Source organism: Methylobacterium symbioticum (assembly GCF_902141845.1).
GTDB classification, from domain to species: Bacteria; Pseudomonadota; Alphaproteobacteria; order Rhizobiales; family Beijerinckiaceae; genus Methylobacterium; species Methylobacterium symbioticum.
Window position 1 is genome coordinate 1 of sequence record NZ_CABFPH010000066.1, and the last position, 17,640, is coordinate 17,640.

Genomic DNA, 17,640 nt, shown 5'->3' on the forward strand with positions numbered 1-17,640 from the left:
GACTGCGGCGCCTGGGGTTCGGCCGGCTGGGCCGGAGCGGGCGCCTGCGGCGCGGCGGGCGCAGGGGTCTGCGGCGTGGCCTGGGGCGCGGCCTGGCCCTGCTGGTTCTGCTGCTGGCGCAGGCTGTCGAGCAGGTTGTCGGCCCCGCCCGGCTGCTGGCGGGCGGGCTGATTCGCGCCGCCGGCGCCCTCCAGGATCGAGCGCGGCCCGGCCGAGCGGTGCGACATCACGGCCAGCGTCATGCTGGTGACGAAGAACAGGGCGGCCAGGATCGCGGTGGCGCGGGTCAGGGCGTTGGCCTGGCCGCGGCCGGTCATGAAGCCGGAGACGCCGCCGCTGCCGCCGCCGCCGAGCCCGAGGCCGCCCTCGGAGCGCTGCAGCAGCACCACGCCGATCAGCGCGAGCACGATGATGAGGTGGACGACGATCAGGACGGTCTGCATCGGTGTTCCGAAAAAGGCCACGGCGCGGGCCGATCCTTCGCAGGAGCTGAGGAGCGCGCGCAGGGTGGCCCGGCGGCCGTGAGACGGCCCGGGCCACGAATCTTGCCGGGGCCCTTACACCAGAAGCGGCCCCACGCCAACCGGATGGCGGCCGGCCTGTCGGATCCGCGCGCCCTCAGGCGTAGGCGTTGCAGATCCCCAGGAAGTCCTCGGCGACGAGGCTCGCGCCGCCGACCAGGGCGCCGTCGACGTTCTCGACGGAGAGCAGCTCGCGGGCGTTCGAGGGCTTCACCGAGCCGCCGTAGAGGATGCGGATCTTCTGCGCCTCGTCGCCGACGAGCTTGTCCAGCATCTCGCGCAAGGAGGCGTGCACCTCGGCGATCTCGGCCGGGGTCGGGGTGCGGCCCGAGCCGATCGCCCAGACCGGCTCGTAGGCGATCACCGTGTCCGCGGCGGTCGCGCCCTTCGGGGTGCCGATCGCGAGCTGCGCCCGCACGATGCTGAGCGCCCGGCCCTGCTCGCGCTCCTCCAGGGTCTCGCCGACGCAGATGATGCCGCACAGGCCCGCGCGGCGGGCGCCGAGGGCCTTGGCATGCACGCCGTCATCGGTCTCGTGGTGGTAGGCGCGCCGCTCGGAATGGCCGACGATCACGTATTTCGCGCCGAGATCGGCCAGCATCTCGGCGGAGATCGAGCCGGTGAAGGCGCCGCTCGGGCGCGCGTGCAGGTTCTGGCCGCCGATGGCGACGGCCGAGCCGTAGGTGGCGGCGACGCAGGAGCCGATCAGCGTCGCGGGCGGGCAGATCAGCACGTCGATCGTCTCGACGAGCTTGGGCGACAGGCCGTCCCGGATCGCCTCGACCGTCGCGACAGAGGCGCGCGTGCCATTCATCTTCCAGTTGCCTGCAACCAGAGGACGCCGCCTGCTCGCCATACCCATCACCCCCACGCGCCTCTTGAAGCGACCCGGGGCCTAGCAGAGCGAGCTTGGGCGCGCAAACCGGCCGGCCTGCAACCGGCTGACAACCGGGCCGACCCGGGGATGCCGCCTTTGCTCCCCGCCCCGGGATGGTCTATCGCGGGCGCAAACGAAGAGGACGGCCCGCCGCCCACGGGCGCGGGAGGACGCGAGCATGCTTCAGAACATCCGGGACGCGAGCCAGCACTGGCTCGGCAAGATCGTGCTGACGGTCATCTTCACCCTGCTCATCGCGGGCGTGGGCATCTTCGGCGTCGAGGAGTTCTTCCGCGGCAGCGCCAGCACCACGGTGGCCACCGTCGGCAAGACGCCGATCAGCGCCGAATCCGTGCGCACCGCCTACCAGAACCAGCTTCAGCGCTTCCAGGCGCAGTTCCGCCGCAACCTGACGCCGGACCAGGCCCGGGCGCTCGGCATCGAGCGGCAGGTGATGGCCCAGCTCGTCACCGAGGCCGCCCTCGACCAGAAGACGCGCGACCTCGGCCTCGCCGTGCCGGACGCGGCGGTGATCCGCGCGATCCACGACGAGAAGAGCTTCCAGAACGCGGAAGGGCGCTTCGATCCGGCGCTGTTCTACCAGACCTTGCAGCGGGCGGGCCTCAACGAGCCGATGTTCGTGCGCGAGCAGCGCGCCGTGATCGCCCGGCTCCAGCTCGCCGAGGCCGTCACCGCCGACCTCGCCGTGCCGCAGGCCATGCGCGAGGCGGTGCACCGCTACGCCACCGAGCGCCGCGCCGCGTCCTACATGGTGCTGACGCCCTCCGTCGCGGGCGACATCCCGAGCCCGAGCGAGGACGACCTCAAGGGCTATTACGAGGCGAACAAGTCGGGCTTCCGCGCTCCGGAGACCCGCGCCGCGAGCCTCCTCGTCCTCGATCCCGAGCGCCTGGCCAAGCCCGACGCCGTCAGCGCCGAGGAGGTCCAGAAGCTCTACGAGGCGCGCAAGAGCACGTTCGGCACGCCCGAGCGCCGCACCATCCAGCAGATCGTCTTCCCCGACGCGGCCGCGGCCGAGGAGGCGCGCAAGGCGATCGAATCCGGCGCCAAGACCTTCGAGGCGGTCGCGACCGAGCGCGGCACCGACGGCAAGGACCTGACGCTGGGCACCCTGACCAAGGCCGAATTGTTCGATCCCGCCGTGGCCGAGGCCGCCTTCGGCCTGGCGTCGGGCGGCGTCAGCGCGCCGGTGAAGGGCCGCTTCGGCACCGTGCTCCTGCACGTCACCGCGATCGAGCCCGGCACCACCAAGCCGCTCTCCGAGGTCGAGCCGGAGATCCGCAAGCAGGTGGCGCAGGCCCGCGCCCGCGAGCAGGTCGACACGATCCACGACGCGGTCGAGGACCAGCGCGCCAGCGCCAAGCCCCTCGCCGAGATCGCCAAGGAGCGCGACCTGCCCCTCGTCACCGTCCCGGCCGTCGATGCCCAGGGACAGGATGCCGCGGGCGCGAAGGTCGCCGACATCCCGGAGCCCGACACGACGCTGCCGGCCCTGTTCCGGGCCGAGATCGGCGGCGACAACGAGCCCCTGCGCACCAAGGCCGGCGGCTATGTCTGGTACGACGTGACGAAGATCGACGCCGCCCACGACAAGCCCCTCGACCAGGTCCGCGACGCGGTCGCCGCCGGCTGGCGCGCGGCCGAGATCGCCAAGCGCCTGCAGGACACGTCCAAGGCGCTCGCCGGGCGTCTCGACAAGGGCGAGGACATCGAGGCCGTGGCCCAGTCGGCCGGCCTCAACGTGCAGAAGACCGAGGACATCGCCCGCAACCAGGCGAAGGAGGGTCTGACCACCGACGTGGTCGAGCGCCTCTTCGCCACCAATGTCGGCAAGGCCGGCTCCGCGCCCGCGGGCGACAACCGCGTGGTGTTCAAGGTCACCGCCGCGACCATGCCGGCCTACGTGCCGGGCAGCCCGAGCGACAAGACGGTGGAGGGCAACTTCCGCACGGCGCTCGCCGACGACGTGCTCGGCCAGTACATCGCCGAGGTCCAGAAGAATGCGGGCGTGAGCATCAACCAGGCCGCTCTGCGCCGCGCGATCGGCGGCGAGTACTGATGCCCGAATCGAGCGACTTCGCCGCCGTCCGGGCGGCCTACGAGGCCGGCCGGCCGACGCTGCTCAGCCTCACCCTGGTGGCCGATCTCGAGACCCCGGTCGCGGCCTTCCTGAAGCTCAGGGCCTGCCAGGCCGGGCCGGCCTTCCTGCTCGAATCCGTCGAGGGGGGCGCCGTGCGCGGGCGCTACTCGATGATCGGCCTCGACCCCGACCTGATCTGGCGCTGCCGCGACGGCCGCGCCGAGCGCACGCACGGACCGGACCTCGCCCGGTTCGAGCCGGATGCGCGGGCGCCGCTGGAGAGCCTGCGGGCGCTCATCGCCGAGAGCGCGATCGGCGACACGGGCGAGGACCTGCCGCCGATGGCGGCCGGCCTGTTCGGCTATCTCGGCTACGACATGGTCCGGGCCATGGAGCGTCTGCCCGCGCCGAACCCGGACCCGCTCGGCGTGCCGGACGCGGTGATGATCCGCCCGCGCACCATGGTGGTGTTCGACGCGGTGCGCGACCTCATCACCGTGGTCTGCCCGGTGCGGCCCGCCGAGGGCGTCCCGGCCCGGGCCGCCTACGAGGCCGCGCTCGCCCGGCTCGACCGGGTGGCGGAGGCGCTGGAGGGCCCGCTCCCGATCGAGGCGCGGATCGACCTCGGCGACGTGGCCCAGCCCGAGCCCGTCTCGAACACGCCGCCGGACGCCTACGCGGCGATGGTGGCCAAGGCCAAGGAGTACATCGTCGCGGGCGACATCTTCCAGGTGGTGCTGTCGCAGCGCTTCGAGGCGCCCTTCACGCTTCCCGCCTTCGCGCTCTACCGGTCCCTGCGCCGGACGAACCCGGCGCCCTTCCTGTGCTACCTCGATTTCGAGGGATTCCAGATCGTCTGCTCCAGCCCCGAGATCCTGGTCCGCCTGCGCGACGGCACAGTGACGATCCGCCCGATCGCCGGCACCCGCCGCCGCGGTGCCACGCCGGCCGAGGACAGGGCGCTCGCCGAGGAACTGCTCGCCGATCCGAAGGAGCGCTCCGAGCACCTGATGCTGCTCGATCTCGGCCGCAACGATGTCGGCCGCGTCTCCCGCATCGGCAGCGTGCGCGTCACGGACTCGTTCTTCCTCGAATATTACAGCCAGGTGATGCACATCGTCTCGAACGTCGAGGGCGAGATCGATCCCGCCCACGACGCCCTCTCGGCGCTCTCCGCGGGCTTCCCCGCCGGCACGGTCTCCGGGGCGCCGAAGGTGCGGGCGATGGAGATCATCGACGAGTTGGAGCGCGAGAAGCGCGGCCCCTATGGCGGCTGCATCGGCTATTTCGGCGCGCGCGGCGAGATGGACACCTGCATCGTGCTGCGCACCGCGATCGTGAAGGACGGGCGCATGCACGTCCAGGCGGGCGCCGGCATCGTCTACGATTCGAACCCGGCCTCCGAGCAGCAGGAATGCGTCAACAAGGCGCGCGCCCTGTTCCGGGCGGCGGAGGAGGCCGTGCGCTTCGCGGCCCAGGCGCGTCGGGGGCAGTGACGCCGGGTTTGTTGAAAGATTGATCGAAAATACTTCTTCGACGGCTGAAAGTCGAAGAGTTGGCGTTGTTGCGTGAGGGAAGCATATTTCTGAGCTATTCTGAAGCTTAGGTGACTATATTTAAAGTTCGCGCAAGGAACGCGGCTTATCCGCTCGCTGCATCGCACACGAATGCATGCGGCAGCAGCGACATGCGCATCTCCTTAAGCCTCAAGCTCATCGCCGTGATCGTCCTCCTCGGCGGCATCGCGGCCGGCATCTCGGGCTTCGCCCTCCACGAGGCGGCCGAGCGCCAGCGCTGGTCCGAGCGGACCGAGGCCGTGTGGAATGCCGGCCTCCAGGCCAGCGGCCTCGCCCACGCCATCGAGCACGCGGTGGTGCAGGCCACCGGCCTCTACACCGCCGCCGACACGGAGGAGGCGCGGGGGCGCCTCGCCGGCCTGCAGGCGGCGCTCGCCGAGGTGGAGCGACTGCGCGGGCCGTTCCTCACCGCGATGGAGAGCCAGCTTCCGCCCGCGGAGGCGCGCCGGCTCGACCTCGCCGTGAAGGAGTTCGTGGCCTACCAGACCGATACGGCGGAGCTCGGCCTCACGGTCTCGCCGAAGGCGGCCCTGATCCAGGGCACCGACGAGGCGACGGTGGCCAACCGCGAGCGGATGGTGGCGCGGATCAACGATCTCGGCCGCAGCGTGCTGGCGACCCTCGACGCGCAGCGGCAGGCGACGGCCGCGGCGCGGCACCGCGCCACCCTCGCGCTGATCGCCGGCCCGGCCCTGGCGATCGGGCTCGGCCTCGTCGCGGCCCTGTGGATCGTGATCACCCAGATCCGCGATCCCCTCAACCGGCTGCGGCAGGCCATGCAGGCGCTGGCGGCGGGCCGGCTCGACGGCGCCGTGCCGTTCACGGCCCGCCGCGACGAGGTCGGCGCCATGGCGCGGACCATCTCGGCCTTCCAGGCGGCCCTGATCGAGAAGGAGCGGCTCGACCTGTCGGCCCGGGCGCGGGTGGCCGAGGACGCGGCGCGGGCCGCGCGGCTCGCCGCGGCGACCCAGGCCTTCGAGGTCGAGACCGGCGCCGCCGTCGCCGAACTCGCGGGCTCGTCCGACGCGATGCGGGCGGCCGCCGATGCCCTGACCGGCACGGCGCAGGACATGGCGGGCCGCGCCGGGATCGTCTCCGGCGCCTCCGGGCAGTCGGCCGAGCTGGGGAACGGAATCGCGGGCGCGGCCGAGGAGCTGTCGAGCTCGGCCCAGGCCATCGCCGAGCAGGTCGAGCGGGCGCGCACCATCTCGGATGTGGCCCTGTCCGATACCCGCAGCCTGGAGGAGACGGTCCAGGCCCTCGCCAAGGCGGCGGCAGAGATCGGCACCGTGATCTCCCTGATCCGGAGCGTGGCGGACCAGACCAGCCTGCTCGCCCTCAATGCCACGATCGAGTCGGCTCGGGCGGGCGCCGCGGGCCGCGGCTTCGCCGTGGTCGCCGCCGAGGTCAAGGCTCTGGCCGGGCAGACCGCGCTCGCCACGGACCGCATCGTCGCCCAGGTGGAGGCGATCGCCGCCGCCTCCGGCGGCACCGCCGCGGCGATCGGCTCGATCCGGAGCACCGTGGTGCAGCTGGGGCTGATCGCGTCGGAGGTCTCGGGCGCGGCCGAGCAGCAGGGGCAGGCCAGCCAGGAGATCGCCTCGGCCATCGCGCGGGCGGCGACCGAGGTGCGGACGGTGTCCGACAGCGTCGCCGACATGCGCGGCGCCGCCGCCTCGAATGCCGAGCGGGCGGGCGAGGTCCGCAGCGGGGCGGTGCGCGTGGGCGAGGGCGCCGCGAGCCTCGAGGCCGCGGTCACGACCTTCCTGCGGCGGGTGCGCGCGGCCGGGGCGTAGCGGCCGCCCGCCGGATGCAGCCGGTGCGTCCGCGGGTTCCGGTTGACCATCGGCGGATAGACGTCCACATCGGCAGGGATCTTCCGGAAAGCCGCCGGCCATGGCCAACGTCCTCGTCATCGACAACTACGATTCCTTCACCTGGAATCTCGTCCACCTGATCGGCCCGCTCTGCGGGTCGATCGAGGTCGTGCGCAACGATGCGGTCACGGTGGACGAGATCCGCACCAAGGCGCCGGACGCCCTGGTGCTGTCGCCAGGCCCCTGCACGCCGAACGAGGCCGGGATCTGCCTCGATGCGGTGAAGGCCCTGAGCGGCGAGATCCCGATCTTCGGCGTCTGCCTCGGCCTGCAGACGATCGGGCAGGCCTTCGGCGGCGCGGTGGTGCGTGCGCCGACCCCGATGCACGGCAAGGTCTCGACCATCCGGCACGCGGCGCGCGGCGTGTTCCGCGGCCTCAACGACAGCTTCGACGCCACCCGCTACCACTCGCTCGTGGTGGAGCGGGACGGCTGCCCGGACAGCCTCGCCGTCACGGCGGAGGCCGACGGGCTGATCATGGGGCTGGAGCACACGCGGCTCCCCGTGCACGGCGTGCAGTTCCATCCCGAGAGCATCCTCTCGGAGCATGGCAGCCGGATCCTGCGCAATTTCCTCGACATCGCCGCGGCCTGGAACGCGGCGCGTGACAAGCGCGGGCCGGGCGTGCATTGACGCCTGCGTCACGCACACGCGTGACGCCCACGGTCTCGCTCACCCCGCGCGCATGGAATCGTTCAAGCCCTATCTGGCGAAGGTCGCGAACGGCCAGGCGCTCGACCGCGCCGAGGCGCGCGCCGCCTTCGAGGATCTCCTCTCCGGCGAGGTCACGCCCGTCCAGGCCGGCGCCTTCCTGGTCGCCCTCAAGGTCCGCGGCGAGAGCGTCGAGGAGATCGTCGGCGCCGTCGAGGCCATGCGCGCGCGCATGGTCCGGGTCGCGGGCGGCGCGGAGGCCGTCGACGTGGTCGGCACCGGCGGCGACCATTCGGGCAGCTACAACGTCTCGACGCTCGCCGCGATCCTCACGGCCGCCTGCGGGGTGCCGGTGGCCAAGCACGGCAACCGCGCCGCGACCTCGCGCTCCGGCGCCGCGGATGTGCTCGCCGCGCTCGGGGTCAAGCTCGGCCTGCCCCCGGAGGCGCTCAGCCGCTGCCTCGCGGAGGCCGGCCTCTGCTTCATGTTCGCCCAGGCCCATCACGGCGCCATGCGCCACGTGGCCGCCGTGCGCGCGGAATTGCCGGTGCGCACGATCTTCAACCTGCTCGGGCCGCTCTCGAACCCGGCCGGCGTCGAGCGCCAGCTCTTCGGGGTCTCGCAGGGGAGCTGGGCCGAGCCGCTGACGCGGGTCCTCGCCGAGCTCGGCAGCCGCCGGGTCTGGACCGTGCACGGCTCGGACGGGCTCGACGAGATCACGGTGACCGGCCCCACCGCCGTCGTCGCCCTCGAGGCGGGCCGGATCACGCATTTCACCATCGATCCGCGCGCGGTGGGCCTGCCGCTGCGCAGCCTCGAGGAGCTGCGCGGGGGCGATCCCGAGCACAATGCCCGGGCGCTCGAGGCGGTTCTCGCGGGCGAACGCAACGCATACCGCGACATCGCGGTTCTCAATGCAGGCGCGGCCCTCGTCGTCGCAGGCGCCGCCGGCACCCTGGCCGAGGGTGTCGCGCGGGCGCAGGATGCGATCGATTCGGGTGCGGCCCGCGCGACGCTCGCCCGCCTCGTCGCGGTCTCGAACGGATAGGAGCACCGATGTCCTCCGCCACCCCCTCCGCGCCCGTGCCGGACGCCGGGGCCGGCGCCGAGCGCCCGAGCGTGCTCGCCCGGATCGAGGCCTACAAGCGCCGCGAGATCGCCGAGGCGAAGCTGCGCGTGCCGCTCTCGACGCTCGAGGCCCGCGTGGCCGAGGCCGATCCGCCCCGCGGCTTCGCCGACGCGATCCGCGCGCAGATCGCGGCCGGCCGCCCGGCCCTGATTGCCGAAGTGAAGAAGGCATCGCCCTCCAAGGGCCTGATCCGGGCCGATTTCGACCCGGCAACCCTCGCCGCAGCCTACGCAGAAGGAGGCGCCACCTGCCTCTCGGTGCTCACCGACGAGCCCTCCTTCCAGGGCAAGCCGGACTATCTCGGCGAGGCGCGCGCGGCCTGCACCTTGCCGGTGCTGCGCAAGGACTTCCTGTTCGAGCCCTACCAAGTCTACGAGGCCCGGGCCTGGGGAGCCGACTGCATCCTTGTGATCATGGCCTGCCTCGACGACGACGAGGCGGAGGCCCTGGTCGAGACCGCGCACGACCTCGGCATGGACGTGCTGGCCGAGGTGCACGATGAGGCCGAGCTCGCCCGCGCCATCCCGCTCGGCACGGCGCTGATCGGCGTCAACAACCGCAACCTCAAGACCTTCGACGTCTCCTTCGACACGGCAATCCGGCTCGGACCCGGGATCCCGAAGGACCGCATCGCCGTGGCCGAGAGCGGCATCTCCATACATGACGACGTGGAGCGCCTCCGCGCACATGGGCTCGAGACCGTCCTCGTCGGCGAGAGCTTGATGCGGCAGGCGGATGTGACTGCGGCGACGCGCGCGCTCCTGTTCGGCGAGAAGGCCGCCCGCAAGGCGAAGGCGTGAGCGGCGCGCCATGACGGGCCTGACCCATCTCGACGCGAGCGGCGCGGCCAACATGGTCGACGTCACCGAGAAGCCCGCGACCGACCGCACGGCGGTGGCGGAGGGCTTCGTGGCGATGCGGCCCGAGACCCTCGCGCTGATCCGCGAAGGCGATGCCAAGAAGGGCGACGTCATTGGCACGGCGCGGCTCGCTGGCATCATGGCGGCCAAGCGCACCCACGAACTGATCCCCCTCTGCCACCCCCTGCTCCTCTCGAAGGTGAAGGTGGAGTGCGCCCTCGACGATGCCTTGCCGGGTCTGCGCCTGACCGCCGAGGTGCGGGTGCAGGGACCGACCGGGGTCGAGATGGAGGCGCTGACCGCCGTGTCGGTAGCCTGCCTCACGGTCTACGACATGGTGAAGGCTGTGGACCGCGGCATGCGCATCGAGGGGATCCGCCTGATCGCCAAGGATGGCGGCCGTTCCGGCGCCTACCGCGCGGACGAGGCGCGGGCGTGAGCGGCCTGATCCCGGTTGCGGAGGCGCTGCGGCGGGTGCTGGCCTCGGTGCCGGGGCCTGTCGAAGCCGAGACCGTGCCCCTGGCCCGAGCCGCCGGACGTACCCTCGCCGAAGATGTTACGGCGACGCGCACGCAGCCGCCCTTCCGGGCCTCCGCTATGGATGGCTACGCGGTGCGGGCCGCCGATGCGGACCGGGCCGGAGCGACGCTCAAGCTCATCGGCATCAGCGCCGCCGGCCACGGGTTCCGCGAGGCGATCGGGCCCGGCGAGGCGGTCCGGATCTTCACGGGCGCGCCGGTGCCGGAGGGCGCCGACGCCATCCTGATCCAGGAGAACGCGCGGGCCGGGGACGGGACGGTGTGCGTGCTGGAGCCGGTCGCCGCCGGCCGCTTCCTGCGCCGCGCCGGCCTCGACTTTGCGGAGGGCGACATGCTGCTGCGCGCAGGTGAAAGCCTCGATGCGCGCCGGATCGCCCTCGCTGCCGCTGCCGGCCGCCCCTTCCTGACCCTACGCCGCAGGCCCTGTGTCGCGGTGCTCGCCACCGGTGACGAATTGGTCGCGCCGGGTGAGAGCCCGGCCTGGGACCAGATCGTTGCCTCGAATGCGCTGGCGCTCTCCGCCCTCATCGAGGCGGCCGGCGGCGAGGCGATCGACCTCGGCATCGCCGCGGACGACCCCGTCGCGCTGGAAGACGCCCTCCGCCACGCGAAGGAGGCCCGGGCCGACCTTCTGGTGACGCTCGGAGGGGCCTCGGTGGGCGACCACGACCTCGTCCAGGGGACACTCGCCAGGGACGGGCTGGACCTCGGCTTCTGGCGCGTCGCGCTGCGGCCCGGCAAGCCGCTGATGCACGGGCGCCTCGGGCCGATGCTGGTGATCGGCCTGCCCGGCAACCCGGTCTCCTCGATCGTCTGCGGCTACCTGTTCGTGGTGCCGGCGATCCGGGCCCTGCTCGGCGACCCCGAGGCGGGGGCCGACCGCAGCGAGCCAGCCCTGCTCGGGCGCGACCTCGAGGCCAATGACGGGCGCGAGGACTATATGCGCGCGCAACTCGACACCGCCCCGGATCGCCTGCCGGTGGCCGTGCCGGAGCAGCGCCAGGATTCCTCCATGCTGGCGGTGCTGGGCCGCTCCGAGGCCCTGCTGATCCGCCCGCCGCATGCTCCGGCCGCCAGGGCGGGTGAGCCCTGCCGCATCATCCGCCTCGACCGACGCCTGCTCTGAGCGGGTTTGACGAAGCATTCCGCTCACCAGGGTCCCTTGCGGAACACTTGTGGAACGTTTAACGTGTTCGTGGTTTGTTTTCAGAAGCCGCGAATCGGACTTCTCCTGGATGCGAGTGCCGCACGATGCTGACGCGTAAACAGCTGGATCTCCTGCGCTTCATCCAGCAGCGGCTGCGCGAGAGCGGCGTGCCGCCCTCCTTCGATGAGATGAAGGACGCCCTCGACCTCAAGTCGAAGTCGGGCATCCACCGCCTGATCACCGCTCTTGAGGAGCGTGGCTTCCTGCGCCGCCTGCCGAACCGGGCGCGGGCGATCGAGGTGATCCGCCTGCCCGAGAGCTTGGGCTCGGCGCCGGCCGCGCCGGCCGGTGGCGAGGCGCGCCGCTTCACCCCCAGCGTGGTCGAGGGCGGCAAGAAGGGACCGGCACGGCCGACCGCGCAGGCCACCGACGAGCATGGCCGCGCCATCTCCATCCCGATCATGGGCCGGATCGCCGCCGGTACGCCGATCGCAGCGATTCAGAACCAGAGTTCCGCGATCACCCTGTCGCCCGACTTCCTGGCGAGCGGTGAGCACTACGCCCTGGAGGTGCGCGGCGACTCGATGGTGGAGGCCGGCATCCTCGACGGCGACCTCGTGGTCATCCGCAAGCAAGATACCGCCAATACCGGCGACATCATCGTCGCCCTGATCGACGACGAGGAAGCGACCCTGAAGCGGCTCCGCAAGCGCGGTTCCTCGATCGCGCTGGAAGCGGCCAATCCAGCCTACGAGACGCGGGTTCTGGGTCCGGACCGGGTGCAGATCCAGGGGCGCCTCGTCAGCCTCGTCCGCCGCTACTGAGGGGCATCATCCCCTGGATCGTCGGCGGCAGGCTCATCCTGGGGATCGGATGGCCTCACCGTGGAGGGCGGGTCCGTCACGGTCGCGCGGCGATCCGTAGACCCGTCGGACCCGCGTGGTTCAGGACGATCGGTCCGACGCACGTGTGATGCGACGAAGCCCTGCGGTGTCGCCCGAAGGGCTGTGGCGCCGTACCGTGCGAGATAAGCACGGTCGATGACCAAGGCGTTGCAATGCATCGGCGCCGTGAGACCTGAGACGACCACCGCGGCCCGGGCGCAATCCTCCGCGAAGGCGCGGCGGTCGCGGATGAAGGCTACAGCGCGGCCATCGGCGAGGCGCCCGACGCAGCCGACCGGATCGCAAACGCTACCTCCCGCCGCCTCTTGGGGCTTGCGTCCGTCCCCATCCGCCTTGAGCCACTGCTCCATCACGAAGCCCGATGGCTTGCCGAGCGCGAAGAGCCGCCCGTCGGCGCCGCGCAGGGCCGCCCCGCTGCCCTGACGGTCGACGTAGATGTCGGGACGCTCCGGCGTCGCGGCGAGGGCGAGCCCGGCCAGGGCCGGCGCGAGAGAGAGCCAACGCAGCCCGGAAATGGGCAGCGTGGCGAGAAGGAGCGCGGCGGCGAGGCAGGGGAGGGCAGCCGGGGCGAAAGCCGGCACCACGACCGTCGCGCCACCGAACCCCTCGATCCAAGCCGAGATTGCGAGCATGCCCCGCACGGCCTGCCCCATTAGCCACCAGACCGGCATGTCGAGGGCGAAGGGATAGGCGAGGATGCCAGCCACCGCGGAGGGCATCACGACCAGCGAGACGAGAGGCAAGGTCAGCGCATTGCCGACGATCCCGAACGGCTGCAGCGTCTGGAAATGGTAGGTCGCGAAGGGGGCGGTGGCGATCTGCGCGACGAGCGTCGTGCCGAGCGTACCGACCACCGTGGCGAGCGCCGCCGCGAGGATCTGCCCGAACCGCCCGGCGCCCTCGCGGCGGAACAGATCGCCGCCGAGGAAGCGCGCGCAGGCGATCAGCCCGGCGACCGCCCCGAACGACATCTGGAAGCTCGGGCCGAGCAGGGCCTCGGGCTCGCGCGCGAGGGCGGCGAAGGTGGCGAGCGCGAGATTGCGCATCGAGAGAGCTGGACGGTCGACGATGATCGCGCCGAGCATGATCAGGGTCATAACGAGGGAGCGCTGAGCCGCGACATCCCAGCCCGAGAAGATGCAATAGGCGGTGACGCCCGCCATCGCGGCGCCCGCGGCGATCTTCTTGATCGGCCAGAACAGGGCAAGATGGGGAACAAGGGCGAGAGCGGCCCGAACCAACCAGAAGACGACGCCTGCCGCCAGGACCATGTGCAGGCCGGAGATCGAGACCACATGGTAGATCCCGGCCGCGCGCAGGGTGTCGTTGGTCATGGGCGCGATCAGTCCCCGCTTGCCCGTCACCAGAGCGGCGGCGACCGCACCCGCTTGGCCGCCGGTCGCCTCCGCGATACGGCGGGTGAGCGTGTTGCGGGCGGCGTCGACTTCCGCCGCGATGCGAGTCAGCGGATGAGGCGCCTCGGCGGGGGGCTTCACCGCGATGCGGCCCGCCAGGGATCCGACCGCACCGATCCCGCGAAACCACGCGTCGCGGGCAAAATCGTAGCCGCCAGGCCGCGCCGCCTCAGGCGGGGGCAAGAGGCGCGCGGTAGCTTCGATCCAGTCGCCCGGCCGGAGCGGCGGCGCCTTGCGGTAGGAGACGCGAACCCGGCGCGGCATCCGCTCCGGCGGGAGCGTGCCGAAGTGTCCGACCAGCACGACAAGGCGTGCACCCTCTTCGCGCTCCTCGATCGATTCGATGAGGCCTGCCAGCGTCGCGACGGTGATGCGTGTGAGGATGGGCGCTTCCACCTGTGAGACGCGCCAGGCGGCGGTCGCAAAGCCGAGCCAGGCCGTGGCCAAGGCAAGCAGAAGCGCGCTGGCGACGGGCCGGCCGCCGAGCCAGGGTAGGGGGCCGAGGCAGAGCGTAGCCGCGACGAGCGGGGCCCAGAGCGCGGGCGCGCCGTCCGTGAGCGCGAAGAAAGTAAGGATCCCGACGCCGTAGGCAACTGCGAGCCAGGGGAACAGCCGGCGCTGCGCGGCCTCCCGCACGAGACAAGCACCGCACCAGTCTCGCAGGGCCGGCGCGGCGAAGCGCAGCGGACGCGAGGCCGCGGCGAGCACAAGGCTCCCCCCGGTCCGACCCGCGCCGATCCGCTCCATTGCTGGTGCCTGTGCTCGTCGCCGCTGAACAACTGCGCGGCGCCGATGCTTTCTTAACGCATCGGAAGGGCCATGCTACAGCCGCCTGCTCGGCTCGACCGATCCTTCCCGCCCGCACGCCGATGCGTCCCCGCTGGACGCCCGCGCAGCACCTGCTATCCGAGTTCGATGTCGTCACCCGTCGTCACGCGCTTCGCGCCCTCGCCTACGGGCTACCTCCATATCGGAGGTGCCCGCACCGCGCTGTTCAACTGGCTCTACGCGCGCCACCATGGCGGGCGGATGCTGCTGCGCATCGAGGACACCGACCGGGAGCGTTCGACGCAAGGGGCGATCGACGCGATCATCGAGGGCATGCGCTGGCTCGGTCTCGACTGGGACGGCGAGGTGATCTTCCAGTACGCCCGCGCCGAGCGCCATCGCGAGGTTGCCGAGAGCCTGCTGGCCTCAGGCAACGCCTATCGCTGCTACGCGACGGCCGAGGAACTCGCCGAGATGCGCGAGCGCGCCCGCGCCGAGGGGCGCCCCTCCCGCTATGACGGGCGCTGGCGCGATCGGGATCCCGCCGAGGCGCCGGCCGGCGCGCCCTACGTGATTCGCTTGCGAGCCCCGACCGAGGGTGAGACGGTTGTCGAGGATGCGGTGCAGGGCCGCGTAACCTGGGCCAACCGGGATCTCGACGACCTCGTCCTGCTGCGCTCGGATGGCACGCCGACATACATGCTGGCCGTGGTGGTGGACGACCACGACATGGGCGTCACCCAGATCATCCGGGGCGACGATCATCTCACCAATGCCGCGCGTCAGACCCAGATCTACCGCGCGTTGGGTTGGGAGGTGCCGGCCATGGCCCATATCCCGCTCATCCACGGGGCGGACGGGGCCAAGCTGTCGAAGCGCCACGGCGCGCTCGGCGTCGATGCCTATCGCGACCTCGGCTACCTGCCGAGCGCCCTGCGCAACTATCTGGTCCGCCTCGGCTGGAGCCATGGCGACCAAGAGGTCTTCTCCACGGATGAGATGGTGTCGGCCTTCGACCTGAAGGCGATTGGCCGTTCGCCCGCGCGATTCGACTTCGCCAAGCTTGAGAACCTCAACGGCCTCTATATCCGCGGCGCAGCCGATGCCGATCTAGTGGCCGGAATCGAGGCGATGCTGCCGACTATCGGTGCTGCGCGCGGCCTCTCCGCGCCCCTCCCGGAGTTGCTGCGCGAGACATTCATCGCGGCGATGCCGGGGCTGAAGGAGCGAGCCAAGACCCTGATCGAACTCCTCGACAGCGCCTACTACCTTTACGCCGCCCGTCCCCTCGCTCTGGACGAGAAGGCGAAGGGCCTGCTGGGCGAGGAGGCCCGGGCGCGGCTCGCGGAGGTGCTACCCGTGCTGGAGGCGCTGCCGGAATGGAACGCTGCGGCGACCGAGGCAGCGGTTCGGCACTTCGCCGAGAGCAGCGGTGTGAAGCTCGGACAGGTCGCGCAACCGCTGCGTGCTGCACTCACCGGCCGCACGACCTCTCCGCCGCTCTTCGACGTGCTGGCCGTACTCGGGCGCAACGAGAGCCTCGCGCGGCTGCGTGATCAGGCCGCACGAAGCTGACGCAGCCCTGACATCGTGGCCTGGGTTTCGCTTCGGCGATAGGGGTGGCCGGGGGGCGCCCCGTTGAAGGCGCACCGTCGATCCGCTAACCCGGTGGTCCTGTGAGCACCTGCAGCATAAATGCGGGGCTCGGGGCCCCGGCCGCCGGATGACGCGGCGCAAGGCCGGCACCGCATCCGTTGCCAGGAAAGGTCCACGTCCCATGAGCGGAACCAGCACCATCACCGTGGACGGGAAGCAGGTCGAGCTTCCGATCAAGAAGGGAACCATCGGTCCGGACGTCGTCGACATCGGCAAGCTCTATGCCCAGACCGGCGCCTTCACCTTCGACCCGGGCTTCACCTCGACCGCCTCGTGCGAGTCGAAGATCACCTATATCGATGGTGACGAGGGCGTGCTGCTCTATCGCGGCTACCCGATCGAGCAGCTCGCCGAGAAGGGCGATTTCCTCGAGACCTGCTACCTGATGCTGTTCGGCGAGCTGCCGACCGCGGCACAGAAGGCGGATTTCGACTACCGGGTCACGCGCCACACCATGGTGCACGACCAGATGAACCGCTTCTTTCAGGGCTTCCGCCGCGACGCCCATCCGATGGCGGTGATGGTGGCCTGCGTCGGCGCGCTCTCGGCCTTCTACCATGATTCCACGGACATCTCGGACGAGCAGCAGCGGATGATCGCCTCGATCCGCATGATCGCCAAGATGCCCACGCTGGCGGCGATGGCCTACAAGTACTCGATCGGCCAGCCCTTCGTATATCCGAAGAATGAGCTCGACTACACCTCGAACTTTCTGCGAATGTGCTTCGCGGTGCCGTGCGAGGAGTACCAGATCAATCCGGTCTTCTCCCGAGCGCTTGACAAGATATTTATTCTACATGCAGATCACGAGCAGAACGCCTCGACCTCGACGGTCCGTCTGGCCGGCTCGTCTGGTGCCAATCCCTTCGCCTGCATCGCGGCCGGCATCGCCTGCCTGTGGGGGCCCGCCCATGGCGGCGCCAACGAGGCAGCGCTGAAGATGCTGATGGAGATCGGTACGCCCGACCGCGTCGACGCCTACGTTGCCAAGGCGAAGGACAAGAGTGATCCCTTCCGCCTGATGGGCTTCGGCCACCGGGTCTACAAGAACTACGACCCGCGCGCGCGCATCATGCAGACCACCACCCATGAGGTGCTGAAGGAGCTCGGCAAGCAGGACGACCCGCTGCTTGAGGTCGCGGTGAAGCTCGAGGAGATTGCTCTCAAGGACGAGTACTTCATCGAGAAGAAGCTCTACCCGAACATCGACTTCTACTCGGGCATCACCCTCAAGGCGATGGGCTTCCCGACTGACATGTTCACGGTGCTGTTCGCACTGGCCCGCACGGTCGGCTGGATCGCGCAGTGGGCGGAGATGATCGAGGATCCCTCGCAGAAGATTGGCCGCCCGCGCCAGCTCTATATCGGCTCCGACCGGCGCGACTACGTACCGATCACCCAGCGCGGCTGACGCGGCGCCCGCCGCTTTCGCCGGAACGCAGGAGCCGCCTCGGGATAGGGGCGGCTCCTTTGCGTAGAACCCTGGAGATGGCTCGCGCATTGATCCCCGTCGCCACGGAGGTCACGCAGCCATGGGTCTCGTCTTCGCCTTGCTCCTGATCGTGCCGCCGCTCGGGTTTGCCGTCTACGAACTGCAACAGATGCGCGGTGTCCGT

14 protein-coding genes are annotated in these 17,640 nt (G+C 71.0%); 11 read left to right on the plus strand and 3 right to left on the minus strand.

Translation table 11 applies throughout. The annotated features are described in order from the left end of the window. Together secG and tpiA are read right to left on the minus strand one after the other, a co-directional pair. A partial coding sequence (gene secG, locus MET9862_RS19520; protein WP_142584557.1) for a preprotein translocase subunit SecG occupies window positions 1-443 on the minus strand: 443 nt, incomplete at its 3' end. A gap of 175 nt (window positions 444-618) precedes the next feature. Next, on the minus strand, window positions 619-1,377 hold the full coding sequence (gene tpiA / locus MET9862_RS19525) for a triose-phosphate isomerase (RefSeq protein ID WP_142584558.1): 759 nt from the start codon (window positions 1,375-1,377) through the stop codon (window positions 619-621). A 199-nt stretch (window positions 1,378-1,576) separates the two neighbouring features. On the opposite strand from tpiA, the gene MET9862_RS19530 reads away from it, so the two are divergent. The 9 genes from MET9862_RS19530 to lexA all read left to right on the plus strand — a co-directional run bounded on the left by MET9862_RS19530 (window position 1,577) and on the right by lexA (window position 12,104). Then, a complete protein-coding gene (locus tag MET9862_RS19530) occupies window positions 1,577-3,478 on the plus strand; it encodes a peptidylprolyl isomerase (RefSeq protein WP_142584559.1) in 1,902 nt (633 codons plus the stop codon). Then, complete coding sequence (gene trpE, locus MET9862_RS19535; RefSeq protein WP_142584560.1) at window positions 3,478-4,995, plus strand: anthranilate synthase component I; 1,518 nt, start codon at window positions 3,478-3,480, stop codon at window positions 4,993-4,995. Before MET9862_RS19530 ends, trpE begins: the two co-directional genes overlap by 1 nt. A gap of 191 nt (window positions 4,996-5,186) precedes the next feature. Continuing rightward, window positions 5,187-6,872, plus strand: coding sequence for a methyl-accepting chemotaxis protein (locus MET9862_RS19540; protein WP_142584561.1), 1,686 nt, complete (start codon window positions 5,187-5,189; stop codon window positions 6,870-6,872). Window positions 6,873-6,972: 100 nt separating this feature from the next. Continuing rightward, on the plus strand, window positions 6,973-7,587 hold the full coding sequence (locus MET9862_RS19545) for an anthranilate synthase component II (protein ID WP_142584562.1): 615 nt from the start codon (window positions 6,973-6,975) through the stop codon (window positions 7,585-7,587). A gap of 52 nt (window positions 7,588-7,639) precedes the next feature. Next, complete coding sequence (gene trpD / locus MET9862_RS19550; protein ID WP_142584563.1) at window positions 7,640-8,653, plus strand: anthranilate phosphoribosyltransferase; 1,014 nt, start codon at window positions 7,640-7,642, stop codon at window positions 8,651-8,653. Between the two features lie 8 nt (window positions 8,654-8,661). Beyond that, window positions 8,662-9,534 (plus strand): indole-3-glycerol phosphate synthase TrpC, encoded by an 873-nt coding sequence (trpC, locus tag MET9862_RS19555; protein ID WP_142584564.1) that lies wholly within the window; start codon window positions 8,662-8,664, stop codon window positions 9,532-9,534. A 10-nt stretch (window positions 9,535-9,544) separates the two neighbouring features. Next, on the plus strand, window positions 9,545-10,033 hold the full coding sequence (gene moaC / locus MET9862_RS19560) for a cyclic pyranopterin monophosphate synthase MoaC (protein ID WP_142584565.1): 489 nt from the start codon (window positions 9,545-9,547) through the stop codon (window positions 10,031-10,033). Beyond that, entirely contained in the window at window positions 10,030-11,259 is a 1,230-nt protein-coding gene (locus MET9862_RS19565) for a molybdopterin molybdotransferase MoeA (RefSeq protein ID WP_142584566.1), read from the plus strand. The genes moaC and MET9862_RS19565 overlap by 4 nt, the downstream gene beginning before the upstream one ends. 125 nt (window positions 11,260-11,384) lie before the next feature. Beyond that, complete coding sequence (gene lexA, locus MET9862_RS19570) at window positions 11,385-12,104, plus strand: transcriptional repressor LexA (protein WP_142584567.1); 720 nt, start codon at window positions 11,385-11,387, stop codon at window positions 12,102-12,104. Here the strand turns inward: lexA and MET9862_RS19575 are convergent. Then, on the minus strand, window positions 12,098-14,347 hold the full coding sequence (locus MET9862_RS19575; protein WP_142584568.1) for a ComEC/Rec2 family competence protein: 2,250 nt from the start codon (window positions 14,345-14,347) through the stop codon (window positions 12,098-12,100). The genes lexA and MET9862_RS19575 overlap by 7 nt on opposite strands. 168 nt (window positions 14,348-14,515) lie before the next feature. Between MET9862_RS19575 and gltX the strand changes: the two genes are divergently transcribed. Together gltX and gltA are read left to right on the plus strand one after the other, a co-directional pair. Next, window positions 14,516-15,943 carry a glutamate--tRNA ligase gene (gene gltX, locus MET9862_RS19580; protein WP_142584569.1) on the plus strand — a complete coding sequence of 476 codons (1,428 nt, stop codon included), beginning with the start codon at window positions 14,516-14,518 and terminating at the stop codon, window positions 15,941-15,943. 202 nt (window positions 15,944-16,145) lie between these two features. Continuing rightward, window positions 16,146-17,435, plus strand: a complete 1,290-nt coding sequence (gene gltA, locus MET9862_RS19585; RefSeq protein WP_142584570.1) for a citrate synthase — start codon at window positions 16,146-16,148, stop codon at window positions 17,433-17,435. Window positions 17,436-17,640: the final 205 nt, after the last annotated feature.